We start from the raw sequence: 20,116 nt of genomic DNA, 5'->3' as shown, positions 1-20,116 counted from the left end.
TCCCATGAACGAGCGGACGAACATCACCCTCGGCGGCGCGCCGGAAGGGTTCGACGCAGCGCTTGTGCTGGCCGAGGCCGCCCGCGCCGGCGGGCCGGTGATCCATGTGGCCCGCGACGACAAGCGGATGGCCAACATGGCCGATGCGCTCGCCTTCTTCGCGCCCGAGATGCCGGTGATCCGCTTCCCGGGCTGGGATTGCCTGCCCTATGATCGCGTCTCGCCTCATGCCGATATCTCGGCCGCGCGGATGGCCACGCTGGCGGGTCTCGTGCACGGGATGCCGCAGACCTTCGTCCTGCTGACCACGCTGAACGCCGCCACCCAACGCATCCCCGCCCGCGATATCCTGCGCGAGGCGGCCTTCACCGCCCGTGTCGGCGGCCGGGTGGACGAAAAGGCGCTGCGCGATTTCCTCGTGCGGATGGGCTTCTCGCAGAGCCATTCGGTGATGGAGCCCGGCGACTACGCGGTGCGCGGCGGCATCATCGACATCTATCCGCCGGGCGAGGGCGGGCCGGTGCGGCTCGACCTCTTCGGCGATGTACTGGATGGCGCGCGGCGCTTCGACGTCACCACGCAGCGCACCACCGAGAAGCTGGAGGTCGTCGAACTGGCCCCCGTCTCCGAGGTGATCCTCGACGAGGCCGCGATCACGCGCTTCCGGCAGAACTACCGCATCGAGTTCGGCGCGGCAGGCACCGACGATCCGCTCTACGAGGCGGTCAGCGCGGGCCGCAAGCATCAGGGGATCGAGCACTGGCTGCCCTTCTTCCACGAGCGGCTGGAAACCCTTTTCGGTTACATGCCCGGCGCGCCGGTCATGCTGGACGACCAGACCACCCCCGCGCGCCTCGCGCGGTGGGAGAGCGTGGCCGACCAGTACGAGACCCGCCGCCATGCGCTGCAACAGCGCGGCAAGATGGACAGCGTCTACAAGCCGACGCCGCCGGGGCTGCTCTATCTCGATGACACTGCGTGGGAAGCGGCCCTTGGCGCGCGCCGGGTGATCCAGACCTCGCCGCTGCCCCGGGCCTCGGGCCCCGGCGTGGTGGACGCAGGCGGGCGGATCGGGCGCAATTTCTCGCCCGAGCGTCAGCTGGAAAACGTCAGCCTTTTCAAAACGCTCGCGGACCATGTTCGCGCGAAATTGGATCAGGGGCCGGTGGTCATCGCCTCCTATTCCGAAGGCGCGCGGGAACGTCTGGAAGGGCTGATCGAGGACGAGGGCCTCGTCGGGGCCGTCTCGATCCGCGACGCCAAGGGCATCGACCGTCACGGCCTGCACCTCGCCGTGCTGGCGCTGGAAAGCGGCTTCGAGGGCCCGTGGAAGATCAAGGGCAAGGACACCCGCCTGACCGTGATCTCGGAGCAGGATGTCCTCGGCGATCGCCTGATCCGTCAGCCCAAGAAGAAGCGCCGGGCCGAGAATTTCCTGACCGAGGCCAACAGCCTGTCGCCCGGGGACCTCGTGGTCCACGTGGATCACGGCATCGGCCGTTACCTCGGGCTCGAAGTCATCACCGCGGTCGGCGCCCGGCACGAATGCCTCGCCATCGAATACGCCGAGCAGACCAAGCTCTACCTGCCGGTCGAGAACATCGAACTGCTGTCGAAATACGGCCACGAGGTCGGCATGCTCGACCGGCTGGGCGGCGGCGCATGGCAGGCCAAGAAGGCCAAGCTCAAGCAGCGCATCCGCGAGATGGCGGACAAGCTGATCCGCGTCGCAGCGGAACGCGTCCTGCGCACCGCGCCCATCCTCGAGCCGCCGCACGGTGCCTGGGACGCCTTTCAGGCCCGCTTCCCCTATCAGGAAACCGATGACCAGCTGGGCGCCATCGGCGACGTGCTGAGCGACCTCGGCTCGGGCCACCCGATGGACCGGCTGGTCTGCGGCGACGTGGGCTTCGGCAAGACCGAGGTCGCCCTGCGCGCGGCCTTCATCGCCGCCATGTCCGGCGTTCAGGTGGCGGTGATCGCCCCCACGACGCTGCTGGCGCGCCAGCATTATCAAGGCTTTGCCGAACGGTTCCGGGGCTTCCCGCTGCAGGTTGCGCCGCTCTCGCGCTTCGTCTCCTCCAAGGATGCCGCGCTCACCCGTGACGGGATCGCCAAGGGCACCGTGGACATTGTCGTGGGCACCCACGCGCTGCTGTCCAAGCAGATCCGCTTCAAGAACCTCGGCCTGCTGATCGTGGACGAGGAGCAGCATTTCGGCGTCGCCCACAAGGAACGGCTGAAGCAGCTGCGCTCCGACATCCACGTGCTCACCCTGACAGCCACGCCCATCCCGCGCACGCTGCAACTGTCCCTGACGGGCGTGCGCGATCTCTCGATCATCGGCACGCCTCCGGTCGACCGGCTGGCGATCCGCACCTACGTCAGCGAGTTCGACGCCGTCACCATCCGCGAGGCGCTGCTGCGCGAACATTACCGCGGCGGGCAGAGTTTCTACGTGGTGCCGCGCATCTCCGACCTGCCCGAGATCGAGGAGTTCCTGCGCGAACAGGTGCCCGAGGTCAGCTTCATCACCGCCCACGGCCAGATGGCGGCGGGCGAGTTGGACAAGCGGATGAACGCCTTCTACGACGGGAAGTACGACGTGCTGCTGGCCACGACGATCGTGGAAAGCGGCCTCGACATCCCGCGCGCCAATACGATGGTTGTACACCGCGCCGACATGTTCGGCCTCGCGCAGCTCTACCAGATCCGGGGCCGTGTGGGCCGCGCCAAGACCCGCGCCTATGCCTATCTGACCACGAAACCGCGGGTGAAGCTGACGGCGGATGCCGAGAAGCGCCTGCGCGTGCTGGGCTCCCTCGATACGCTGGGGGCGGGCTTTACGCTGGCCTCGCAGGACCTCGACATTCGCGGCGCCGGCAACCTGCTGGGCGAGGAACAGTCGGGCCAGATGCGCGACGTGGGCTATGAGCTCTACCAGCAGATGCTGGAGGAGGCGATCGCCAAGATCAAATCGGGCGAGATGGAAGGCCTGCAGGAGCTCGACGATCACTGGGCGCCGCAGATCAACTTGGGCGTTTCGCTTTTGATTCCAGAGGACTACGTGCCCGATCTGGACCTGCGTCTGGGGCTCTACCGCCGCCTTTCGGACCTCACCACCAAGGTCGAGCTGGAAGGGTTCGCCGCCGAACTCATCGACCGCTTCGGCAAGCTGCCGAAGGAGGTCAACACGCTGCTCCTCGTGGTGCGGATCAAGGCCATGTGCAAACGCGCGGGCATTGCCAAGCTCGACGGCGGGGAGAAGGGCGCGACGATCCAGTTCCACAACGACAAGTTCGCCTCTCCGGCGGGGCTGGTGGAATTCATGCAGGCGCAGAACGGGCTGGCGAAGGTCAAGGACAACAAGATCATCGTCCGCCGCGACTGGAAGTCCGACGCCGACCGGATCAAGGGCGCCTTCGCCATCGCGCGCGATCTGGCCGAGAAGGTGAAGGACGCGAAGAAGGAAAAGGCCTGAGGGATCTCAGGCCTTTTTCTATTTCAGCTTTTTCTCAAAGAAATGCGTGGGGTAGGGGTCGTCGTTAAAGCGCTCGATCCTTGTCCAGCCGGTCTTTTCATAAAGCGCGATGGCCGCCGGCATCTGTTCGTTGGTATCGAGCCGCAGGGTGTCGATCCCGAGGCGCTGCGCCTCGCGTTCGGTCTCCTGCATCATCCGTTTCGACAGCCCCAGCCCCCGGGCCGAGGGCGCGATCCAGAGCCGCTTGACCTCTGCGTAGCCCTGATCCGTGCCCTTCAGCGCGACGCAGCCGATGGGCAGCCCGTCGGAGAGCGCCAGCAGGAAGGCCCCCACGGGCGGGCGCATGGCGGGGGCCTGCGGGTCACAGGTCTTGGCCCGCTCGAAACCCTGTTTGAAGAGCCTGTTCACCTCGTCGAAATAGCGATCCAGACACCAGTTGGCATGGGGGCTTTCGGGGTCGGCCAGTTCGATGGTGATCCGGTCGCGGGTCAGGGCGGAGGCGATGAAATCCATCGCTTCCAACAGCTTGTCCGGGTCCGGATGGCGTGAGAGCAGGCTGTGCGCATTGGCGTTCGAGAGCGCCTCGTACTCCGCGAATTCGGCGGAGCCCTTGCCGGTCAGCACCGCCACCCGACGCCGTGCATCCTCCTGCGCCGTTTCGGTGGTGATCAGCCCTTCGTCCTCCAGCCCGCGCAGGATGCGGGAGAGTTGCCCGCTATCGAGCCCGAGGTAGAGCCGCAGGTCCGCCACGTCGCCCCGGCCATGGCCGATGGCATTGAGCACCCGCGCCACCCCCAGCGGACGGCCGCGCCCGAGGAAGCTTTGATCCAGCGCGCCGGTTTCGGTTGTCACAGCCCGGCTGAACCGCCGGACCCGGGAAATATCGGAGAGAGGCATCTGTCTGACCTTTGTCAGGGGTTTTTCGCTGACATATGTCAGGAAACCACCGCCGGTCAAGACAGTATCTGACATATGTCAGATACTAGCGCGCGCCCCGCCAGACCACGCGCGGGCTTTCATCTTTCCAAAAATACTCACTCCCCGGCCGGCTGCGCGGCACAACAGCTTGGGCCCTTGATCTGCCCGCTGGCCAGCATCGCCGATTGCGCACAGGCGCAGGAGGCCGCTACACCGGCGTCGGCACGGGCAAGCGCAAAGTCCAGTTTCTGCCGGATCAACCGACGCTCGACCTGCTCCCCGCGTGCTTCAAGACAGTCGTGCAACCCCTTGAGGGACCAGACGTTATCCGGGTGGATCGAGCCGCGGGGCAGGTCGCCTGCAAGGCCGAGGTCCTCGCGGTAGACGGCCTCCGCCTCCGCCACGTGGCCCTGTTCGTAGAGCAGCGCGCCAAGGGCATGGCGGGCGGGCTGCATCCAGCCCCAGGGCTCGTCATAGGGCAGCGTGTCATCCAGCCGGACGGCCTCACGCAGGTGGGCGAAGGCGGCGGTGTACGCCTGCTGACGATAGAGGATCTCGCCCCGCAGCATCTCTCGCGCGATCTGCATCAGGTCGCTGACGAGGTTGTTGTGCAGGCGGCGCAGCGGCATTTCTCCAAGGGCCGCGAGGAACGCCTCCTCGCCCGCAAGTGCCGCCTCGACCTCGCCAAGGGCCGCATGGGCGAGCGCCTTGCCATATAGCAGCGTGACGTGGAGCGTGGCGCGCAGGGCAGGATCGGCGGGGGGCGCCATGGCGATCAGCTCGCGCCACTGGCCGAAGCGGATCAGCACATGGGGCTCCATGGCGAGATAGGCCTCGAAATATTCGGCCATGGGTGGGCTTTCCATCAGCAGAAGCTCGGGCGGGAAGGTGGCCTCCATGCCGCGCAGCGCCTCCAGCGCGGGCTGCATCTGGCCGAGGAAGAGCGCGCCGTAGATCGCGAAGTGATAATCGTGCATCCGGTAGCCGGTGTAGTAGTTCATCCCGCCTTCGCGGTCGAAATACCTCAGGTCGGCGGCGATGGCGCGCTGGTTCCAGAAGAGCGCATCATGATAGGCGCCGCATTGCACGTCGATATGGGTGGGCATGTGGACGAGGTGGCCCGCGTCCGGCACGAGGTGGCGCAGCACGTCGCCGGCCTTCAGGGCCTTCTCGGGGGTGGGCGACATCTCCATCAGGTGGACGTAGAGGTGCAGCAGCCCGGGGTGCGCCATGCCGCCGGGCTGGGCCATTCCGGCCTCCAGCACGGATTGGCATTCCAGCGTATCGGCCAGCGGATTGGGGCGGCGTTCGGCCTGCTGCCACATGGCCCAGGGGGTGCGGTTCAGCAGCGCCTCGGCAAAGATCGTGCGAAGGTCCTTGTGATCGGGGTGGGCGGCGCTGACGGCCCGCATGGCCGCGGCAAAGTCATCGACCCAGGGCTGCAAATCTTCGATCGGGTCGCGCTGCGGATAGCGGGCGGAGAGGGCGCGGATCAGGTCCGCCTCGGCCTGCGTGACGCCCTCCAGCCGGGCGAGGGCTTCCTGCGAGGCGTCATAGGAGACGGCGAGCGCCTTGGCCCGGCTGACGGGGTCGAGCTTGATCCACGGCAGGTTGTAGTTCGGCCCGCTGGCATAGGCGACGCCCCACCATGCCATGGCGCAGGCGGGATCGGCCTCCAGCGCCTTGTGGAAACAGGCGACCGCCTCGACGTGGTTATAGCCGTAGACCCAGTTCAGCCCCCGGTCGAACCAGAGCTGCGCCAGCGGGCTGTCGGTGGTGACGGGCATCCCGTGGGCGCCGAGGTCGTAGTAATCGTCCATGGGGCTGGCTCCTGTGCATCTCGCGCGGCCAGCCTAGCGCCCGCGGGATCAGCGGACCAGTGTCGCCATGAAGGCCCGCACCTGCGGCGCGATCCAGTCGAAGAGCTGTGGGGCGCCATGGGCGATTTTCGCGCCGACGCGGGCCTCGAAAGTGGCGTAATCGACGCTGTATTCGACCCAGCTGCCCCCGCCGGAGGCGAGGTTCTGGTTCGGCGGCTGGAACCGGTCGACCGATTTGGCAAAGCGGGCGTCGGGGGTCTCGTTGGTTTCGAACTCGCCCCAGAGCGCGCGGGTGCGGCCCGCCTGATCCCCGGGCAGCAGGCCGAAGAGCCGGTCGGCGGCCTCGGCCTCCTCTGCCTCCTTGGCGGCCACGTCATGGGTGCCGAAGATCGGCGCATCGCCTGCGTCGATCTCGATGATGTCGTGGATCAGCAGCATCTGCACCACCCGGGCGGGATCGACACCGGGCCCGGCATGTTCCCCCAGCACGAGGGCATAGAGCGCGAGGTGCCACGAATGTTCTGCCGAATTTTCCCGGCGGGAGCCGTCTCCGAGCGTGGTGGCGCGGTAGACGGACTTGAGCCGGTCCACCTCGGCGAGGAAGGTGTATTGCCGGGCGATGGGGCCATTGGCGGTGCCTTCGGCGGCGAGGCAGGCGAAGAGATCGGGCAGGGTCTCGCCGATCAGCCGGGCGCGGCCGGTCGAGAGGTTCTCGCGGCAGACGGCCTCGTGATCGGCGCGGCGCGGGCTGGCGGCCCATGTCTGCAGAATCGGCACGGCGAAATCGACGCTCTTGGCAAGGCGGGCATCGGCGCTCTCGCAGGCCTCGAACTCCTCCCAGAGCGCCCGCAGCGCGGCGCCCTGATCGGCGGGCAGCAGGGCAAAGAGGCGGTCTGCTGCGGCGGCTTCGGCGGCGGCAAGGGCTACGGCGTCATGGGGCAGGTCGATGGGCTGATCGCCCGCGTCGATCTCGACGATGTCGTGCAGCAGGAGCATGGCGATGACCCGCGACAGGCGCTCGGGTGCGAGGTCTTCGAGCCAGATCATCGCGGCAAGGGCTGCCTGCCACGAGTGTTCGGCGGAGTTTTCCTGCCGCGACTGGTCGGTGAGGGTCGAGGCGCGGTCGACGGACTTGAGGCGGTCGCATTCCTGCAGGAAGGCCATCTGCGCGTCGAGCCGGGTGCGGAGGTCTGGGGTCATCCGGGGGTCTCTTGTCTGCTGGTCGTCCCGTGGCTGGGCCTTGGGTTGGGCCTCGGGTGAGGCCGCGGGCCGGGCCGAGAGGAGGGCCGTGGGGCGGGCAGGCGGACCCTAGACCCGCAGCGCCGGGAGGGCAAGCAACGGGGCATTCGTGCGAGGGCGTCTTGCGGGGTTAGAGGCGCACGCGGGGCTCGGGCCGCCCGGCGATCTCCTGCGTCAGCGCATAGGTGCAGCCCTGCGCCGCGTCGGGCGCCGCGATCCCCTCGCGGGCGGAGGTGACGAAGAGCGTCCGCAGGCCGGGTCCGCCGAAGGCCGGGCAGGAGGCATGGCGCCCCGCCAGCGGCACGATCCGGTCCGGCGTGCCGTCGGGCAGGTAGCGGACCACCCGCGCGCTGCCCCATTGCGCGTTCCAGACCGCGCCCTCGGCATCGGTGACGGCGCCGTCGGGGCTGGCGCCCGCTGCTGCCACGTCGACGAAAAGCACGGGATCGCCTGCGGGCCAGCCCTCGGCGTCGAGCGGCACGCGGAAGATCCGGCCCACGCCGGTATCCGTGAAATAGGCGCTGCGCCCGTCAGGAGCGAAGCAGATCGCGTTCGGGATCGTGATCCCGGGGTAGAGGCGGCGCAGCTCCCCCCCGTGGTAGCGATAGATCGCGCCAAGCCCGGGTTCCGCCGCCTTGCCCATGGTCCCGATCCAGAAACCGCCCTGCGGATCGGCGCGCCCGTCGTTGGAGCGGGTGGCGGGGATATCAGCCTCCAGCGGGCAGAGCAGGCTTTTGTCGCCGGTCGCAAGGGCCAAGCGCCAGAGCCCGGTTTCAGTGGCGATCAGCAGGTGGTCCCGGTCGATCCACCCGGCGGCAGAGGCGCATTCGCCAAGGTCCCAGTCCAGCGGCCTGTCGCCCTCGCGCGAGAGCAGCCGGTGGCCTAGGATGTCGAACCAGAAGAGCTGTTCGCGCTCCGGATGCCAGAGCGCTCCTTCGCCAAGATGGCAGGGGCGGGCGTCGTAGAGCGTGGCGTCAGCGGTCGTCTGGGGTGTCATTCTGGGCGGTCTCCGGGGCAACGGGGTGACCCGCTGTCGGCTGGGTCGGCCGTTGGGATCATGGGTGGGATCATGGGCTGGTGGCGCGGCACGGCAAGGGAAAACCCTGGGTCGGGGCCGGGCGGGGGATGGGAGCGGCGCAAGGCAGTATCGTGGCGCCTTTGCCGTGGTGCCGTCTCATCCCGCCATCCCGTCGTAGCGCGCCACGAGGCGGGCGGCCTTGGCGGCGACGGTCGCGGCGCTGTCGCCCGGCGCGAAGAGCGCGGAGCCGATGCCGACCCCCGCGGCGCCCGCGGCGAACCATTCGGGCAAATTGGCCTCGGACACGCCGCCCACGGCCCAGACCCCGGCCTCGCGCGGGAGCACGGCACGCAGGGCCTTCAGCCCCGAGGGGCCCGCGATCTCTCCGGGGAAGAGCTTCAGCGCATCGGCCCCGGCGGCGAGGGCCGCGAAGGCTTCCGTCGGGGTCAGCACACCGGGGTATGAGGCGAGGCCAAGGCGCTTCGTCTCGCCGATCACCGCCGGGTTCATGTTGGGCGAGACGATGAGCCGCCCGCCGGCCTGCGCCACCTGCGCCACCTGCGCGGGCGTCAGCACGGTGCCCGCACCGATCTGCGCGCGGTCACCACATGCCCCGGCCATGCGGGCGATTGAGGTCAGCGGATCGGGCGAATTCAGCGGCACCTCGATCAGGGTCACGCCCGCCTCGATCAGCGCCTCGGCCACGGGGACGGCGGCCTCGGGCGTGAGGCCGCGCAGGATGGCGATGATGGGTCGGGTCATGGGGTCTCTCCGCCGATCGGGGGCAGGCCCGCGCGCGCAAGGCGCAGCCCGGCCAGTGTGACGGTCTCGGCATCGTGCCGGGTGAGGGTGACGCCCTGAGCGGTGAGCGGCGCATATTGCGCCTGCTGCGCGCCACTGCCGACGAGGGCGACGCGGCCCGCCTCCCAGAAGGGACGCGCGCCCGCCAGTTCGAGGCCGGTGAGCAGGCCGGAGAGCCGGGCGCGGGCCGCACCCGGGGCGGGCGTGGCCAGCAGCGCTTCGGCCCGGATCGCGAAGAGGGCGGCGCTGACGCTTTCGGGGGTGGCAAGCGCCTCGGCCACGGCGGCGTTGAAGGCGGGGGCGTCCCACTGGTCATCGAGGCTGAGGCGCAGGATCGACTGTGTGGACAGCAGGGCGAAAAGCTCGCCGGTCAGGAAGGTGCGAAAGCCGGTGACCTGTCCGCGCGAGAGGCGGACCCACTTGGTATGGGTGCCGGGCAGGCAGAGCGCGCCGTCGAAATCGGGCTCTGCGGCCAGAAGGCCCGCGATCTGCGTCTCCTCGCCGCGCATCACGTCGGGGGGTGAGGATTGCGAGAGGCCGGGCAGGATGCGCACCCGCAGCCTTGCGTCGTGGGTGGGGGCGGGCGTCGCCTCGGCCGGGGCGGGTGCGCAGGGCACGGCGGCATAGCCTGCCTCGGCCCAGCCCCCGCGCGCACCGGCCATGCCGCAGATCAGCACCTCGGCGCCCTCGGGGCCGATCCAGTCGCCCGCAAGCGCCAGCAGGGCGCCCTCGAATGCCTCCGGCGCAAGCCCGCCCATCCCCCGGTCGGAGCGGCGCGACTCCAGCACCGCGCCGTCGGGCCCCATGGCCCAGACCCGCAGGTTGGTGGTGCCCCAGTCGGCGGCGATCCAGTCGATGGCCTGTTTTTCCAAACCCTGCCTCTCCGAGACGGTCATGCGCCCCTCACTTGCCCCAGCGGAGCGCGATCAGGTCCAACTCTTCGCTCAGCGAAAGCAGGCGGGCCTTGGTCCGCTCCGACATCGGCTTGAGCGGGTGGCGCACATGGTCCGAGCCGATCACGCCGCCCGCCATCATCACCGTCTTGGCGGCGCGCAGGCCGCATTGGCGGTTCTCGTGGTTGATCAGCGGCAGGCAGAGCTTCCACTGCTCCAGCGCGGCGGCGGTGTTGCCCGCGCGGTATTCGGTCACGATGGGGCGGATCTTCTCGGGCTGCAGCGCCGAGGTCATCGTGCCCGTACAGCCCGCGTCGAGATCCGCCAGCAGGGTCACCGCCTCCTCGCCGTCGAAGGGGCCGACGATGTCGGGGCCGCCCGCCTCGATCAGCGCGGCCAGCTTGTCGGCGGCGAAGGGGGTTTCTATCTTGAAGTAGGAGACATGTTCGATCTCGCGCGCCATGCGCACCAGAAGCGGCACGGGAAGGGACACCCCGGAGAGCGGCGCGTCCTGCACCATGATCGGGATGTCGATCGCCTCGGAGACGGCGGCGAAATGCTCGAAGATGCCTGCCTCGGCGGGGACGAGGCCGACGCCGTGATAGGGTGGCATCATCATCAGCATCGACGCGCCGAGCGCCTGTGCCTCCTTGGCGCGGGCCACGACGATCCGGGTCGAGAAATGGCTGATCGTGACGATCACCGGCACCCGGCCCGCGACATGCTCAAGGCAGACCCGGGTCAGCAGGGCGCGCTCCTCGTCCGAGAGCAGGAACTGTTCGGAATAATTGGCAAGGATGCAGATCGCGTCGACGCCCTGGTCGATCATGCAGTCGAGGACGCGGCGCATCCCCTCGGGGTCGAGGCCGCCATCGGCGTGGAACGGCGTGGGGGCGACGGGCAGGATTCCGGTGAGCGGTTGGGTCATCTGGGCCTCTTCAGGTCTTGTGCGTCACGGCAAAGCGCGACGTCTGGCGATAGGTCTCGCCGGGGCGCAGCCCGGCAGAGGGGAAATCGGGGCGGTTCGGGCTGTCGGGCCAGACCTGCGGCTCCAGCGCGATGCCGCGCTGCTGGCCGGTGTAGACCTGAAGCCCCGGTTCGGTGGTCTCGACCGCGAGGCGCAGCCGCTCGGTTTCGAGCAGGCAGGCCGGTGCGAGGGGGCCACGCGCGGGACGCAGGCAGAAATTGTGATCGAGCGTGGCGGCGGGCGGGCGCGGCTGCCGGTGATCGAAGACGGTGCCTGCGACGGGGGCAGGGCCGCCCGTCGGGATCTTGTCTGCATCCACCGGCAGGTAGCTCTCTGCCGCGACGGTCAGCCGGTGCCCCGAGAGGTCGGCGCGGCCGTCAAGCGTCCAGTAGCCGTGGAAGGCGGGGGCAAAGCAGGTCTCCCGCGCGGTCTCGGCGGTGATGTCGAGGATCAGGGCACCGCTGGCGTCGAGGCTATAGCGCGCGGTGATCTCCACCGGACCGGGGAAGCCGCCGCATCCGTCGGGATGGGTGAGGGCGAGGGTGACGCTGTCCTCTTCCGCCGCGCTGATCCGCCAGTTGCGGGCGTCGAGGGCGGCAGACCCGCCGTGCAGCGTGGTGCGCCCGGCCTCGTTGCGGTCCAGCGAAAGCAGGCGGCCCGCGACGGGCATCTGCCCGCCGGCAATGCGGTTCGCCACCGGCCCGACGATGGCGCCGTAGTGGTTCAGCGGGCCAAGGTAATCCTCGAACCGCGCGGTGCCGAGGATCAGCGAGACGTCCACGCCCTCGATCCGGTAGTCGAGCAGGCTGGCACCCCATGTCATCACCTGAACGGTGGTCCCCGCGCGGGCGAGGGTGATCGCCTCCACCGCCGTGCCGTCTGGGGCCATGCCGAAGGGCGCGATATGGGGCCGGGGGATCACCATGCGAAGGCGGGGGCCGTCACACGGCGGCCCAGCAGGAAGGCATCGGCCACGTGGCGCAGGGGGGAGAGATCCATCTCGCTGCCGCCGGTCTTCACCAGCCGGGCCATCTGGTCGTAGAGGCGGGGGTATTCGCCGCTGAGCCCGGGCAGGGCTTCCTGCGCAACCCCGTCGATGGAGAGCGCGCCGCCGCCCTGTTCCAGCAGCAGGACGCCCGCGTCGGTCACCGCCTCGATGCTCCATGTCGGCGCGCCGGGTTCCAGCCAGTCGAGGTCCATCGTCACCTCCGCCCCCTGCGGGTGGTGGAAGCGGCAGGTGGCGGCAATGGGCGTCTCGCGGTTCTCGGGGAAGTGCAGCTCGGCCCCGGTCAGATGGACGGGATCGGGCAGGATCTCGGTCAGGATGGAAAGCGCGTTGATCCCCGGATCGAAGACGCCGAGGCCCCCGGCCTCGAAGACCCAGTCCTGCCCGGGGTGCCACTGGCGCACGTCCTCGCGCCAAGTGATCGTCAGCCGCTCCAGCCGCTTGTCCTGTAGCCAGGCCTTGGCGGCGGGCACCTTGTCGGCCTGCCGCGAGTGCCATGTGGCATAGATCGAGACCCGGTGCCTGCGGGCAAGCGCCTCCAGCGCATGACATTCCGAGAGCGTGGCGCCGGGCGGTTTCTCCAGCATCACGTGGCGGCCCGCGGCGATGGCCCGGCGGGCATAGTCGAAGCGCGGCACCGGCGGCAGGCAGAGCGAAACGACGCGCACCTCCGAACGCTCCGCCAGCATCTGGTCGAAATCGTCGTAGGCGGTGACGCCGGGCACGGTGCCGTGGCGCGAGACGGTGGCGGTCAGCTCCCAGTCGGGGCTGGCGGCGATGGCGGGGACGTGCTGGTCCACCGCGATCTTTCCGATGCCGACGAGTGCGATCTCCATCAATGGCTGTCCTTTCCGACGGGCGCCCCGCGGCAGCCCTTGAGGAAGTCCAGATCCGCGCCGGTGTCCGCGCCCTGCACATGGGCCTGGTGCAGCCAGGCGTAGCCACTTTCGGGCTGCTCGTGGGAGGGCCGCCATGCGGCCAGCCGCGCGGCCAGTTCCGCATCGGGAATGTCGAGGTGCAGCCGCCGGGCAGACACGTCGATCTCGATCATGTCACCGGTGCGCACCACGGCCAGCGGGCCGCCGGCGGCCGCCTCGGGGGCGGTGTGCAGCACGACGGTGCCATAGGCGGTGCCGGACATCCGCGCGTCCGAGATCCGCACCATGTCGGTGATCCCCTTGCGCAGCACCTTGGGCGGCAGCCCCATGTTGCCCACCTCGGCCATGCCGGGATAGCCCTTGGGCCCGCAGTTCTTGAGCACCATGATGCAGGTCTCGTCGATCTCCAGCGCCTCGTCGTTGATCTGCGCCTTGTAGTCGTCGATGTCCTCGAAGACGACGGCGCGGCCCCGGTGCTGCAGCAGGTGGGGGGAGGCGGCGGAGGGTTTCAGCACCGCCCCGTCGGGCGCGAGGTTGCCGCGCAGCACGGCAATGCCGCCCTGTCGGGTCAGCGCCTTCTCCAGCGGCAGGATGACATCCTCGTTCCAGTTGCGGACGTCCTTGACCTCGTCCCAGATCGTCGCCCCCGAGACGGTCAGCGCGTCGCGGTGCAGCTGTCCGCCTTCGCCAAGGCGTTGCAGCACGACCGGCAGGCCCCCGGCATAGAAGAACTCCTCCATCAGGTACTTGCCCGAGGGCATCAGGTTCACGATCGTGGCCACGTCGCGGCCGCAGCGGTCCCAGTCATCCAGCGTCAGGTCGACGCCGACGCGCCCCGCGATGGCCAGCATGTGGATCACCGCGTTGGTGGAGCCGCCGATGGCCCCGTTGCAGCGGATCGCGTTCTCGAAGGCCTGCTTGGTCAGGATGTCCGAGGGCTTCAGGTCGTCCTTGACCATCTGCACGATGCGCCGTCCGGAAAGCTGCGCCATCACGCGGCGGCGGCTGTCCACCGCCGGGATCGCGGCATTGCCCGACAGCGCCATGCCGAGCGCCTCGGCCATGGAGGCCATGGTGCTGGCGGTGCCCATCGTGTTGCAGGTGCCCGACGAGCGGCTCATGCTTTCCTCGGCCTCGAGGAATTCCTCCTGCGTCATCTCGCCCGCCTTCACGGCCTCCGAGAACTTCCACAGGTGGGTGCCGGAGCCGACACGCTCGCCGCGGAAGTAGCCGTTCAGCATCGGCCCGCCGGTGACGACGATCGAGGGCAGGTCGGTCGAGGCCGCCGCCATCAGCAGCGAGGGCGTGGTCTTGTCGCAGCCCACCAGCAGCACGGCGCCGTCGATCGGCTGGCCGCGCATCTGTTCCTCGATCGAGAGGGCCGCGAGGTTGCGGAACATCATCGCCGTGGGGCGGAAGGTGTTCTCGGAGGCGGAGAAGACCGGCACCTCGACCGGGAAGCCGCCGGCCTCCCAGATGCCGGCCTTCACCTTCTCGGCCAGCTCGCGCAGGTGCCCGTTGCAGGGCGTCAGGTCGGACCAGGTGTTCAGGATGCCGATGATCGGGCGCCCGTCGAACAGGTCATGCGGGTAGCCCTGGTTCTTCATCCAGCCGCGGTGATAGATCGTGTCGCGGCCGGTTCCGGCGTACCATTCCTGCGACCGCAGGCGGCGCGGCCAGGGGGCGGGAGTGAAGGTCATGGCTCAGCCCTGCTTGCTCTTGTTGTAGACATCGAAGATCACGGCAGCGAGCAGCACGAGACCCTTGATCATCTGCTGGTAGTCGATGCCGATCCCCATGATGGACATGCCGTTGTTCAGCAGCCCCATCAGGAAGGCGCCCACGACGGCCCCCACGATCTTGCCCACGCCGCCCGACATCGAGGCCCCGCCGATGAAGACGGCGGCGATCACGTCCAGTTCCAGCGCAAAGCCGGCCTTGGGGGTGGCAGTGTTCAGGCGGGCGGCGAAGACGAGGCCCGCGGCGGCGGCGAGGATGCCCATGTTGACGAAGGCGAGGAAGGTCAGCCGCTCGGTCTTGATGCCCGAGAGCTTGGCCGCCTTCTGGTTCCCGCCGAGCGCGTAGATCCGCCGCCCCAGCACCGTGCGTTCGGTGAGGAAGGCATAGATGATCGTCAGCACGCCCATGGTGATCAGCACGTTCGGCATCCCCCGGAAGGTGGAGAGCTTGAACATGATGAAGATCAGCGCCGCGCCGATGATGGCGTTGCGGGCGATGAAGAAGCCCCGGGGCTCGTCCACGATGCCATAGGCGCGGTTGCGGGCACGTTTGCGCATCCCGGACCAGATCACCGCCGCGGCGGCCACGATCCCGGTGCCGAGCGCCAGCACGTTCACCTGCCGCGCGTCGAAGACCGGGGCGAGGGCCTGGCCGATGGAGGCCGGGAAGATATCGGGCACGAAGCCGTTGGCGATGGTCTGGAACTCGCGCGGGAAGGGGCCCACCGACTGCCCTTCGAGCAGCCAGAGCGACAGCCCGCGGAACACCAGCATCCCCGCCAGCGTCACGATGAAGGAGGGGATCTTCCAGTAGGCCACCCAGTAGCCCTGCGCGGCCCCGATCACCCCGCCCACCACAAGGCAGATGGCGATGGCCGCAAGGTAGGGCACATCCATCTCGACGATCATCACGGCGGCAAGCGCCCCGATGAACCCCATGACGGAGCCGACGCTCAGGTCGATGTTGCCCGAGACGATGACGATCAGCATCCCGAGCGCCATGATGATGATATAGCTGTTCTGCAGCAGCAGGTTGGTGATGTTCACCGGACGCAGCAGCGTGCCGCCGGTCACGATCTGGAAGAATACCATGATCGCGATCAGGGCGAAGAGCAGCCCGTATTCGCGCATGTGGGCGAGGAGGTATTCCCCGACGCCCTTGGTCTCGGTGGCTGTGGGTTCCGCGATTGCCATGCCCTCTTCCCCTTATTCCGTCACGATGAGCGACATGATGCGCTCCTGGCTGGCGTCCTCGGCCGTCAGTTCCCCGACGAGGGCGCCTTCGTTCATCACGTAGATGCGGTCACACATGCCCAAGAGTTCGGGCATCTCGGAGGAGATCATCAGCACGCCTTTCCCCTGAGAGGAGAGGTCGTTGATGATCCCGTAAATCTCGAATTTCGCGCCCACGTCGATCCCGCGGGTCGGCTCGTCGAGGATCAGGATGTCGGGCTCGGCAAAGAGCCACTTGGACAGGACGACCTTCTGCTGGTTCCCGCCCGAGAGGTTCATCACCTTCTGGAAGACGCTGGGGGTGCGGATGTTCATCGCGCGCCGGTAGCGTTCCGAGACCTCGGTCTCCTCGTTCTCGTTCAGCACGCCGCCAGCGGAGACGCCTTCGAGGTTGGCCAGCGTGATGTTGCGCCGGATCGGCTCCTCGAGGATCAGGCCGAGGCTCTTGCGGTCCTCGGTGACATAGGCGAGGCCCGCGTCGATGGCGCGGTCCACCCGGCTCACGTCGACCTCCTTGCCGTTGATCCGCACCCGGCCCGAGATGTTCTTGCCGTAGGACTGGCCGAAGAGGCTCATCGCCAGCTCCGTCCGGCCTGAGCCCATGAGCCCCGCGATGCCGACGACCTCGCCCGCGCGCACGTTGAACCGTGCCGAGCGGATGACCTGCCGGTCCACGTGCTCGGGGTGCCAGACGCTCCAGTCCTCGACCTCCAGCAGCATCTCGCCCGCGCGGCGGGTCCGCTCGGGGTAGCGATGCGCCATGTCCCGGCCCACCATGTCGCGCACGATGGCGTCCTCGGTGATCGGCTGGCTGCGGGCATCCATGGTGGACACGGCCGCGCCATCGCGGATCACGGTGACCGTGTCGGCGACCCGGCGGACCTCGTTCAGCTTGTGGCTGATGATGATGCTGGTGACGCCCTGGTCCTTCAGCTCCAGCAGCAGGTCCAGCAGGGCCTGGCTGTCGCTTTCCGACAGGGCGGCGGTCGGCTCGTCGAGGATCAGCAGCCGCACCTCCTTGGACAGCGCCTTGGCGATTTCGACCAGCTGCTGCTTGCCCACGCCCAGCTTGTCCACCAGCGTGGTGGGGGCCTCGCGCAGGCCGACCTTGCGCAGCAGGCTTTCCGTCTTGCGGAAGGTCTCGGGCCAGTGGATCACGCCGTTCTGCGCGCATTCGTTGCCGAGAAACAGGTTCTCCGCGATCGAGAGCAGCGGCACGAGGGCCAGTTCCTGGTGAATGATGATGATGCCGCGCTTCTCGCTGTCCGCGATGTCGCGGAATTCGGCGAGCGCGCCGTCGTAATGGATTTCCCCGTCGTAGCTGCCAGCCGGGTAGACCCCGGAAAGCACCTTCATCAGGGTGGATTTGCCGGCGCCATTCTCGCCGACCAATGCGTGGATTTCACCCTTGCGGACGGTCAGGTTGACCCCGTCCAGCGCCTTGACCCCCGGAAAGGTCTTGGTGATCGCGCGCATCTCAAGAAGTGCCGTCATGACACAGCCTCCGCCTTGGGTGGGCCTGTTCTGCCTGGTCTGCCCGTTCTGGCCTGCTTGTCCTGACCTGCCCGGGCAGGGCCGAAGCCGCTGCCCGGACAGACCGGGAGGACCTCGTCCGGTTACTTGATTTGGTCCATCGTGTAGTAGCCGGTCGCGATCAGGCGCTCTTCCCAATTCGCCTTGGTGACCGGCAGCGGCTCCAGCAGGTAGGAGGGCACGACCTTCACGCCGTTGTCGTAGGTCGAGGTGTCGTTGATCTCGGGCTCACCGCCGTCGAGCAGGGCATCCACCATCTTGACGGTGACGCCGGCCAGCGAGCGGGTGTCCTTGAAGATCGTCGAATACTGCTCGTCCGCGAGGATCGACTTGACCGAGGGCACCTCGGCGTCCTGCCCGGTGACGATGGGCATCTTCATGTCGCCGGAGCCGTAGCCCACGCCCTTGAGCGAGGACAGGATGCCGATGGAAAGCCCGTCGTAGGGCGACAGCACCCCGTGCACGTCCTTGTCGGTGTAGTTCGCGGAGAGGAGGTTATCCATCCGCGCCTGCGCCACGGCGCCGTCCCACCGCAGGGTGCCGACGGTGTCCATGCCCATCTGGCCGGAGACCACCGCAATGTCGCCCGCGTCGATCATCGGCTGCAGCACGGACATGGCGCCGTCGTAGAAGAAGTAGGCGTTGTTGTCGTCCGGCGAGCCGCCGAAGAGCTCCACGTTCCACGGCTTCTGGTCCGGGAAACGCTCCTTCAGCCCGTCCACCAGCGTCGAGGCCTGCTGCACGCCGACCTTGAAGTTGTCGAAGGTGGCGTAATAGTCGACGTTGCCGCTGTCGCGGATCAGGCGGTCATAGGCGATGACCTTGATGCCCGAGGCGGCGGCGTTTTCCAGCGCGTTCGACAGCGTGGTGCCGTCGATGGCCGCGATCACCAGCACGTCCACGCCCTTGGTGATCATGTTCTCGATCTGGGCCAGCTGGTTGGGAATGTCATCCTCTGCATATTGCAGGTCGGTCTCGTAGCCGGCGGCCTCGAACTGCTCGACCATCGAGTTGCCGTCCGAGATCCAGCGGGCCGACGATTTGGTCGGCATGGCAATGCCCACGGTCCCGTCTGCAAGGGCCGCGGTGGCAAGCATGGCCAGAGCGCTGGCCGAGGCCAGGACTTTCGAAAGTGTCATGATGTTCCTCCTCAAGTGCGCCGGGTTCCTCCACCGGCGCCGGGTCTCCCTGTCGGGTCCTCCCGAACCCGCCACAGGGGTAACAGGGGTTTCGCATATCCCTCAATTCAGTTTTTTCGCCAACTGCATATCGAAAGTGTTATGCGTGGGCATGGAATTCGCCCAACGCCTGCGCCCGTCCCACCTGTCGCTGCTGCTCCGCATCGCGGAGACGGGACAGTTGCAGCGCGCCGCCCAGCTCTGCGCCATGTCCCAGCCCGCCGCCTCGCGCATCCTCGCCGAGGTCGAGGAACGCGCGGGCGGGCCGCTTTTCGAGAGACATCCCAAGGGGATGCGGCCAACGGCCCTGGGCGAGATCTGCGTGCGCCACGCGACGATCATCCTCGACCAGTTCGCAGCCCTGGAGGCCGAGAGCCGCCGGATTTCCGCGGGCGAGGTGGGGCGCGTGCGCGTCGGCGCGGTGACCGGCCCGGCGGTGGGGTTGCTGATGCCCGCCGTGCGTGACGTGAAGGCAACCACCCCGGATATCGAGATGACGATCGAGGTCGCGCCCTCCACCACGCTCGTGCGCGGGCTGGTGGATGGCAATTTCGACTTCGTCATCGCCCGCCTGCCGCCGGAACACGACAGCCGCGATTTCCGGCTCTACCCGGCGCGGAGCGAGGTCGTCTCGCTGCTGGTGCGGCCCGACCATCCGTTGGCAGGGCGGGAGCAGGTGGCGCTGGAGCAGTTGCAGGGCTTCGAATGGGTGATCCAGGAGGTCGGCTCCCCGATCCGGCAGGCGGTGGAGGCGGCGTTCCTGGAACGCGAATTGCGCACGCCTGCGCGGGTGACGAATTCCTCGTCCTTCCTCGTGGTACTGGCGATGCTGGCCGAAAGCGACGCCATCGCGCCCCAGACCGAGGAAGTGGCGCAGATGCTGGCAGAGGGGCCTCTCGGCGGGCGGCTGGCGGCGCTGCGGCTGGCCGAGCCGATCCTCGTCTCGCCCTGCTTCATCATCCAGAACCGGTTCCGCCAGATCCCGCCCGCCGCGAAAAGCGTGCTGGACCGGGTCTTTGCGCATCTCTGACGGCGCGGGCGGGCAGGGTGCCACGCCAGACGGGACGGGTGGGAAAAGAGACTGGCAGAAACGGGGATCAGCCCTGCGGCGGCTTCGGCGCCGGGCGTCGGGCGGGCTGCGCGGGATCGGGCTTGGTCGCCGGTTTGCCGGCGGGTCTGGTTCCGACCGGCGGCAGACCCTTCTCGGCGCGCAGCTGGTTGAGAAGCGCGCGACCGCGCCGCTCGGCGATCCGCACGCGGATCGCGGTCATGAAGGCCTCCTCGGTCGTGGTGGAGGAGGCGGCGAGGACCTTGGCGATCTCGCGGATCAGGTCGTGTTCGTCGCCCAGATGGGGGGCGGAGGCGAGCACGTCCCGTGCGAGCGCGTCGGCAAGGTCCTCTGCGACCGTCAT

Annotated in this window: 16 protein-coding genes; 2 read left to right on the top strand and 14 right to left on the bottom strand. The window is 68.4% G+C overall.

Features of this window, described 5'->3' with window-relative positions:
• Nucleotides 1-4: 4 nt before the first annotated feature.
• Complete coding sequence (mfd, locus tag LCM32_RS05750) at nucleotides 5-3,481, top strand: transcription-repair coupling factor (RefSeq protein WP_224820109.1); 3,477 nt, start codon at nucleotides 5-7, stop codon at nucleotides 3,479-3,481.
• Nucleotides 3,482-3,499: 18 nt separating this feature from the next.
• Here mfd and LCM32_RS05745 read toward each other — a convergent pair whose 3' ends face one another.
• The 13 genes from LCM32_RS05745 to chvE form a co-directional block, all read right to left on the bottom strand.
• On the bottom strand, nucleotides 3,500-4,333 hold the full coding sequence (locus tag LCM32_RS05745) for a GNAT family N-acetyltransferase (RefSeq protein ID WP_224820108.1): 834 nt from the start codon (nucleotides 4,331-4,333) through the stop codon (nucleotides 3,500-3,502).
• 182 nt (nucleotides 4,334-4,515) lie between these two features.
• The gene (locus LCM32_RS05740) at nucleotides 4,516-6,219 is read right to left on the bottom strand and encodes a hypothetical protein (RefSeq protein ID WP_224820107.1); all 1,704 of its coding nucleotides are present in this window, start codon (nucleotides 6,217-6,219) and stop codon (nucleotides 4,516-4,518) included.
• Nucleotides 6,220-6,267: 48 nt separating this feature from the next.
• Nucleotides 6,268-7,419 (bottom strand): HD domain-containing protein, encoded by a 1,152-nt coding sequence (locus LCM32_RS05735; protein ID WP_224820106.1) that lies wholly within the window; start codon nucleotides 7,417-7,419, stop codon nucleotides 6,268-6,270.
• 169 nt (nucleotides 7,420-7,588) lie between these two features.
• The gene (locus LCM32_RS05730) at nucleotides 7,589-8,455 is read right to left on the bottom strand and encodes an SMP-30/gluconolactonase/LRE family protein (protein ID WP_224820105.1); all 867 of its coding nucleotides are present in this window, start codon (nucleotides 8,453-8,455) and stop codon (nucleotides 7,589-7,591) included.
• A gap of 177 nt (nucleotides 8,456-8,632) precedes the next feature.
• Nucleotides 8,633-9,238, bottom strand: a complete 606-nt coding sequence (locus LCM32_RS05725) for a 2-dehydro-3-deoxy-6-phosphogalactonate aldolase (RefSeq protein WP_224820104.1) — start codon at nucleotides 9,236-9,238, stop codon at nucleotides 8,633-8,635.
• On the bottom strand, nucleotides 9,235-10,083 hold the full coding sequence (locus LCM32_RS05720) for a 2-dehydro-3-deoxygalactonokinase (RefSeq protein ID WP_412070667.1): 849 nt from the start codon (nucleotides 10,081-10,083) through the stop codon (nucleotides 9,235-9,237). The genes LCM32_RS05725 and LCM32_RS05720 overlap by 4 nt, the downstream gene beginning before the upstream one ends.
• A gap of 97 nt (nucleotides 10,084-10,180) precedes the next feature.
• Nucleotides 10,181-11,098, bottom strand: a complete 918-nt coding sequence (locus LCM32_RS05715; protein ID WP_224820102.1) for a dihydrodipicolinate synthase family protein — start codon at nucleotides 11,096-11,098, stop codon at nucleotides 10,181-10,183.
• Nucleotides 11,099-11,108: 10 nt separating this feature from the next.
• Entirely contained in the window at nucleotides 11,109-12,062 is a 954-nt protein-coding gene (locus LCM32_RS05710; RefSeq protein WP_224820101.1) for an aldose epimerase family protein, read from the bottom strand.
• A complete protein-coding gene (locus LCM32_RS05705) occupies nucleotides 12,056-12,979 on the bottom strand; it encodes a Gfo/Idh/MocA family protein (protein ID WP_224820100.1) in 924 nt (307 codons plus the stop codon). The genes LCM32_RS05710 and LCM32_RS05705 overlap by 7 nt, the downstream gene beginning before the upstream one ends.
• Nucleotides 12,979-14,721 (bottom strand): L-arabinonate dehydratase, encoded by a 1,743-nt coding sequence (araD, locus tag LCM32_RS05700; RefSeq protein WP_224820099.1) that lies wholly within the window; start codon nucleotides 14,719-14,721, stop codon nucleotides 12,979-12,981. The genes LCM32_RS05705 and araD overlap by 1 nt, the downstream gene beginning before the upstream one ends.
• Before the next feature lie 3 nt (nucleotides 14,722-14,724).
• Nucleotides 14,725-15,954 (bottom strand): multiple monosaccharide ABC transporter permease, encoded by a 1,230-nt coding sequence (gene mmsB, locus LCM32_RS05695; protein ID WP_224820098.1) that lies wholly within the window; start codon nucleotides 15,952-15,954, stop codon nucleotides 14,725-14,727.
• Between the two features lie 12 nt (nucleotides 15,955-15,966).
• Complete coding sequence (gene mmsA, locus LCM32_RS05690) at nucleotides 15,967-17,487, bottom strand: multiple monosaccharide ABC transporter ATP-binding protein (RefSeq protein WP_224820097.1); 1,521 nt, start codon at nucleotides 17,485-17,487, stop codon at nucleotides 15,967-15,969.
• 122 nt (nucleotides 17,488-17,609) lie between these two features.
• Nucleotides 17,610-18,665, bottom strand: coding sequence for a multiple monosaccharide ABC transporter substrate-binding protein (gene chvE, locus LCM32_RS05685; protein ID WP_318246179.1), 1,056 nt, complete (start codon nucleotides 18,663-18,665; stop codon nucleotides 17,610-17,612).
• A 151-nt stretch (nucleotides 18,666-18,816) separates the two neighbouring features.
• Between chvE and LCM32_RS05680 the strand changes: the two genes are divergently transcribed.
• Entirely contained in the window at nucleotides 18,817-19,734 is a 918-nt protein-coding gene (locus LCM32_RS05680; protein WP_224820096.1) for a LysR family transcriptional regulator, read from the top strand.
• 67 nt (nucleotides 19,735-19,801) lie between these two features.
• Here LCM32_RS05680 and LCM32_RS05675 read toward each other — a convergent pair whose 3' ends face one another.
• Entirely contained in the window at nucleotides 19,802-20,116 is a 315-nt protein-coding gene (locus tag LCM32_RS05675) for a hypothetical protein (RefSeq protein ID WP_224820095.1), read from the bottom strand.

The sequence above is a fragment of the Pseudooceanicola nanhaiensis genome (assembly GCF_020171315.1).
Classification (GTDB): domain Bacteria; phylum Pseudomonadota; class Alphaproteobacteria; order Rhodobacterales; family Rhodobacteraceae; genus Pseudooceanicola; species Pseudooceanicola nanhaiensis_A.
The sequence above is the reverse complement of the archived record's forward strand: the minus strand, read 5'-3'. Positions and strand labels throughout refer to the sequence as shown.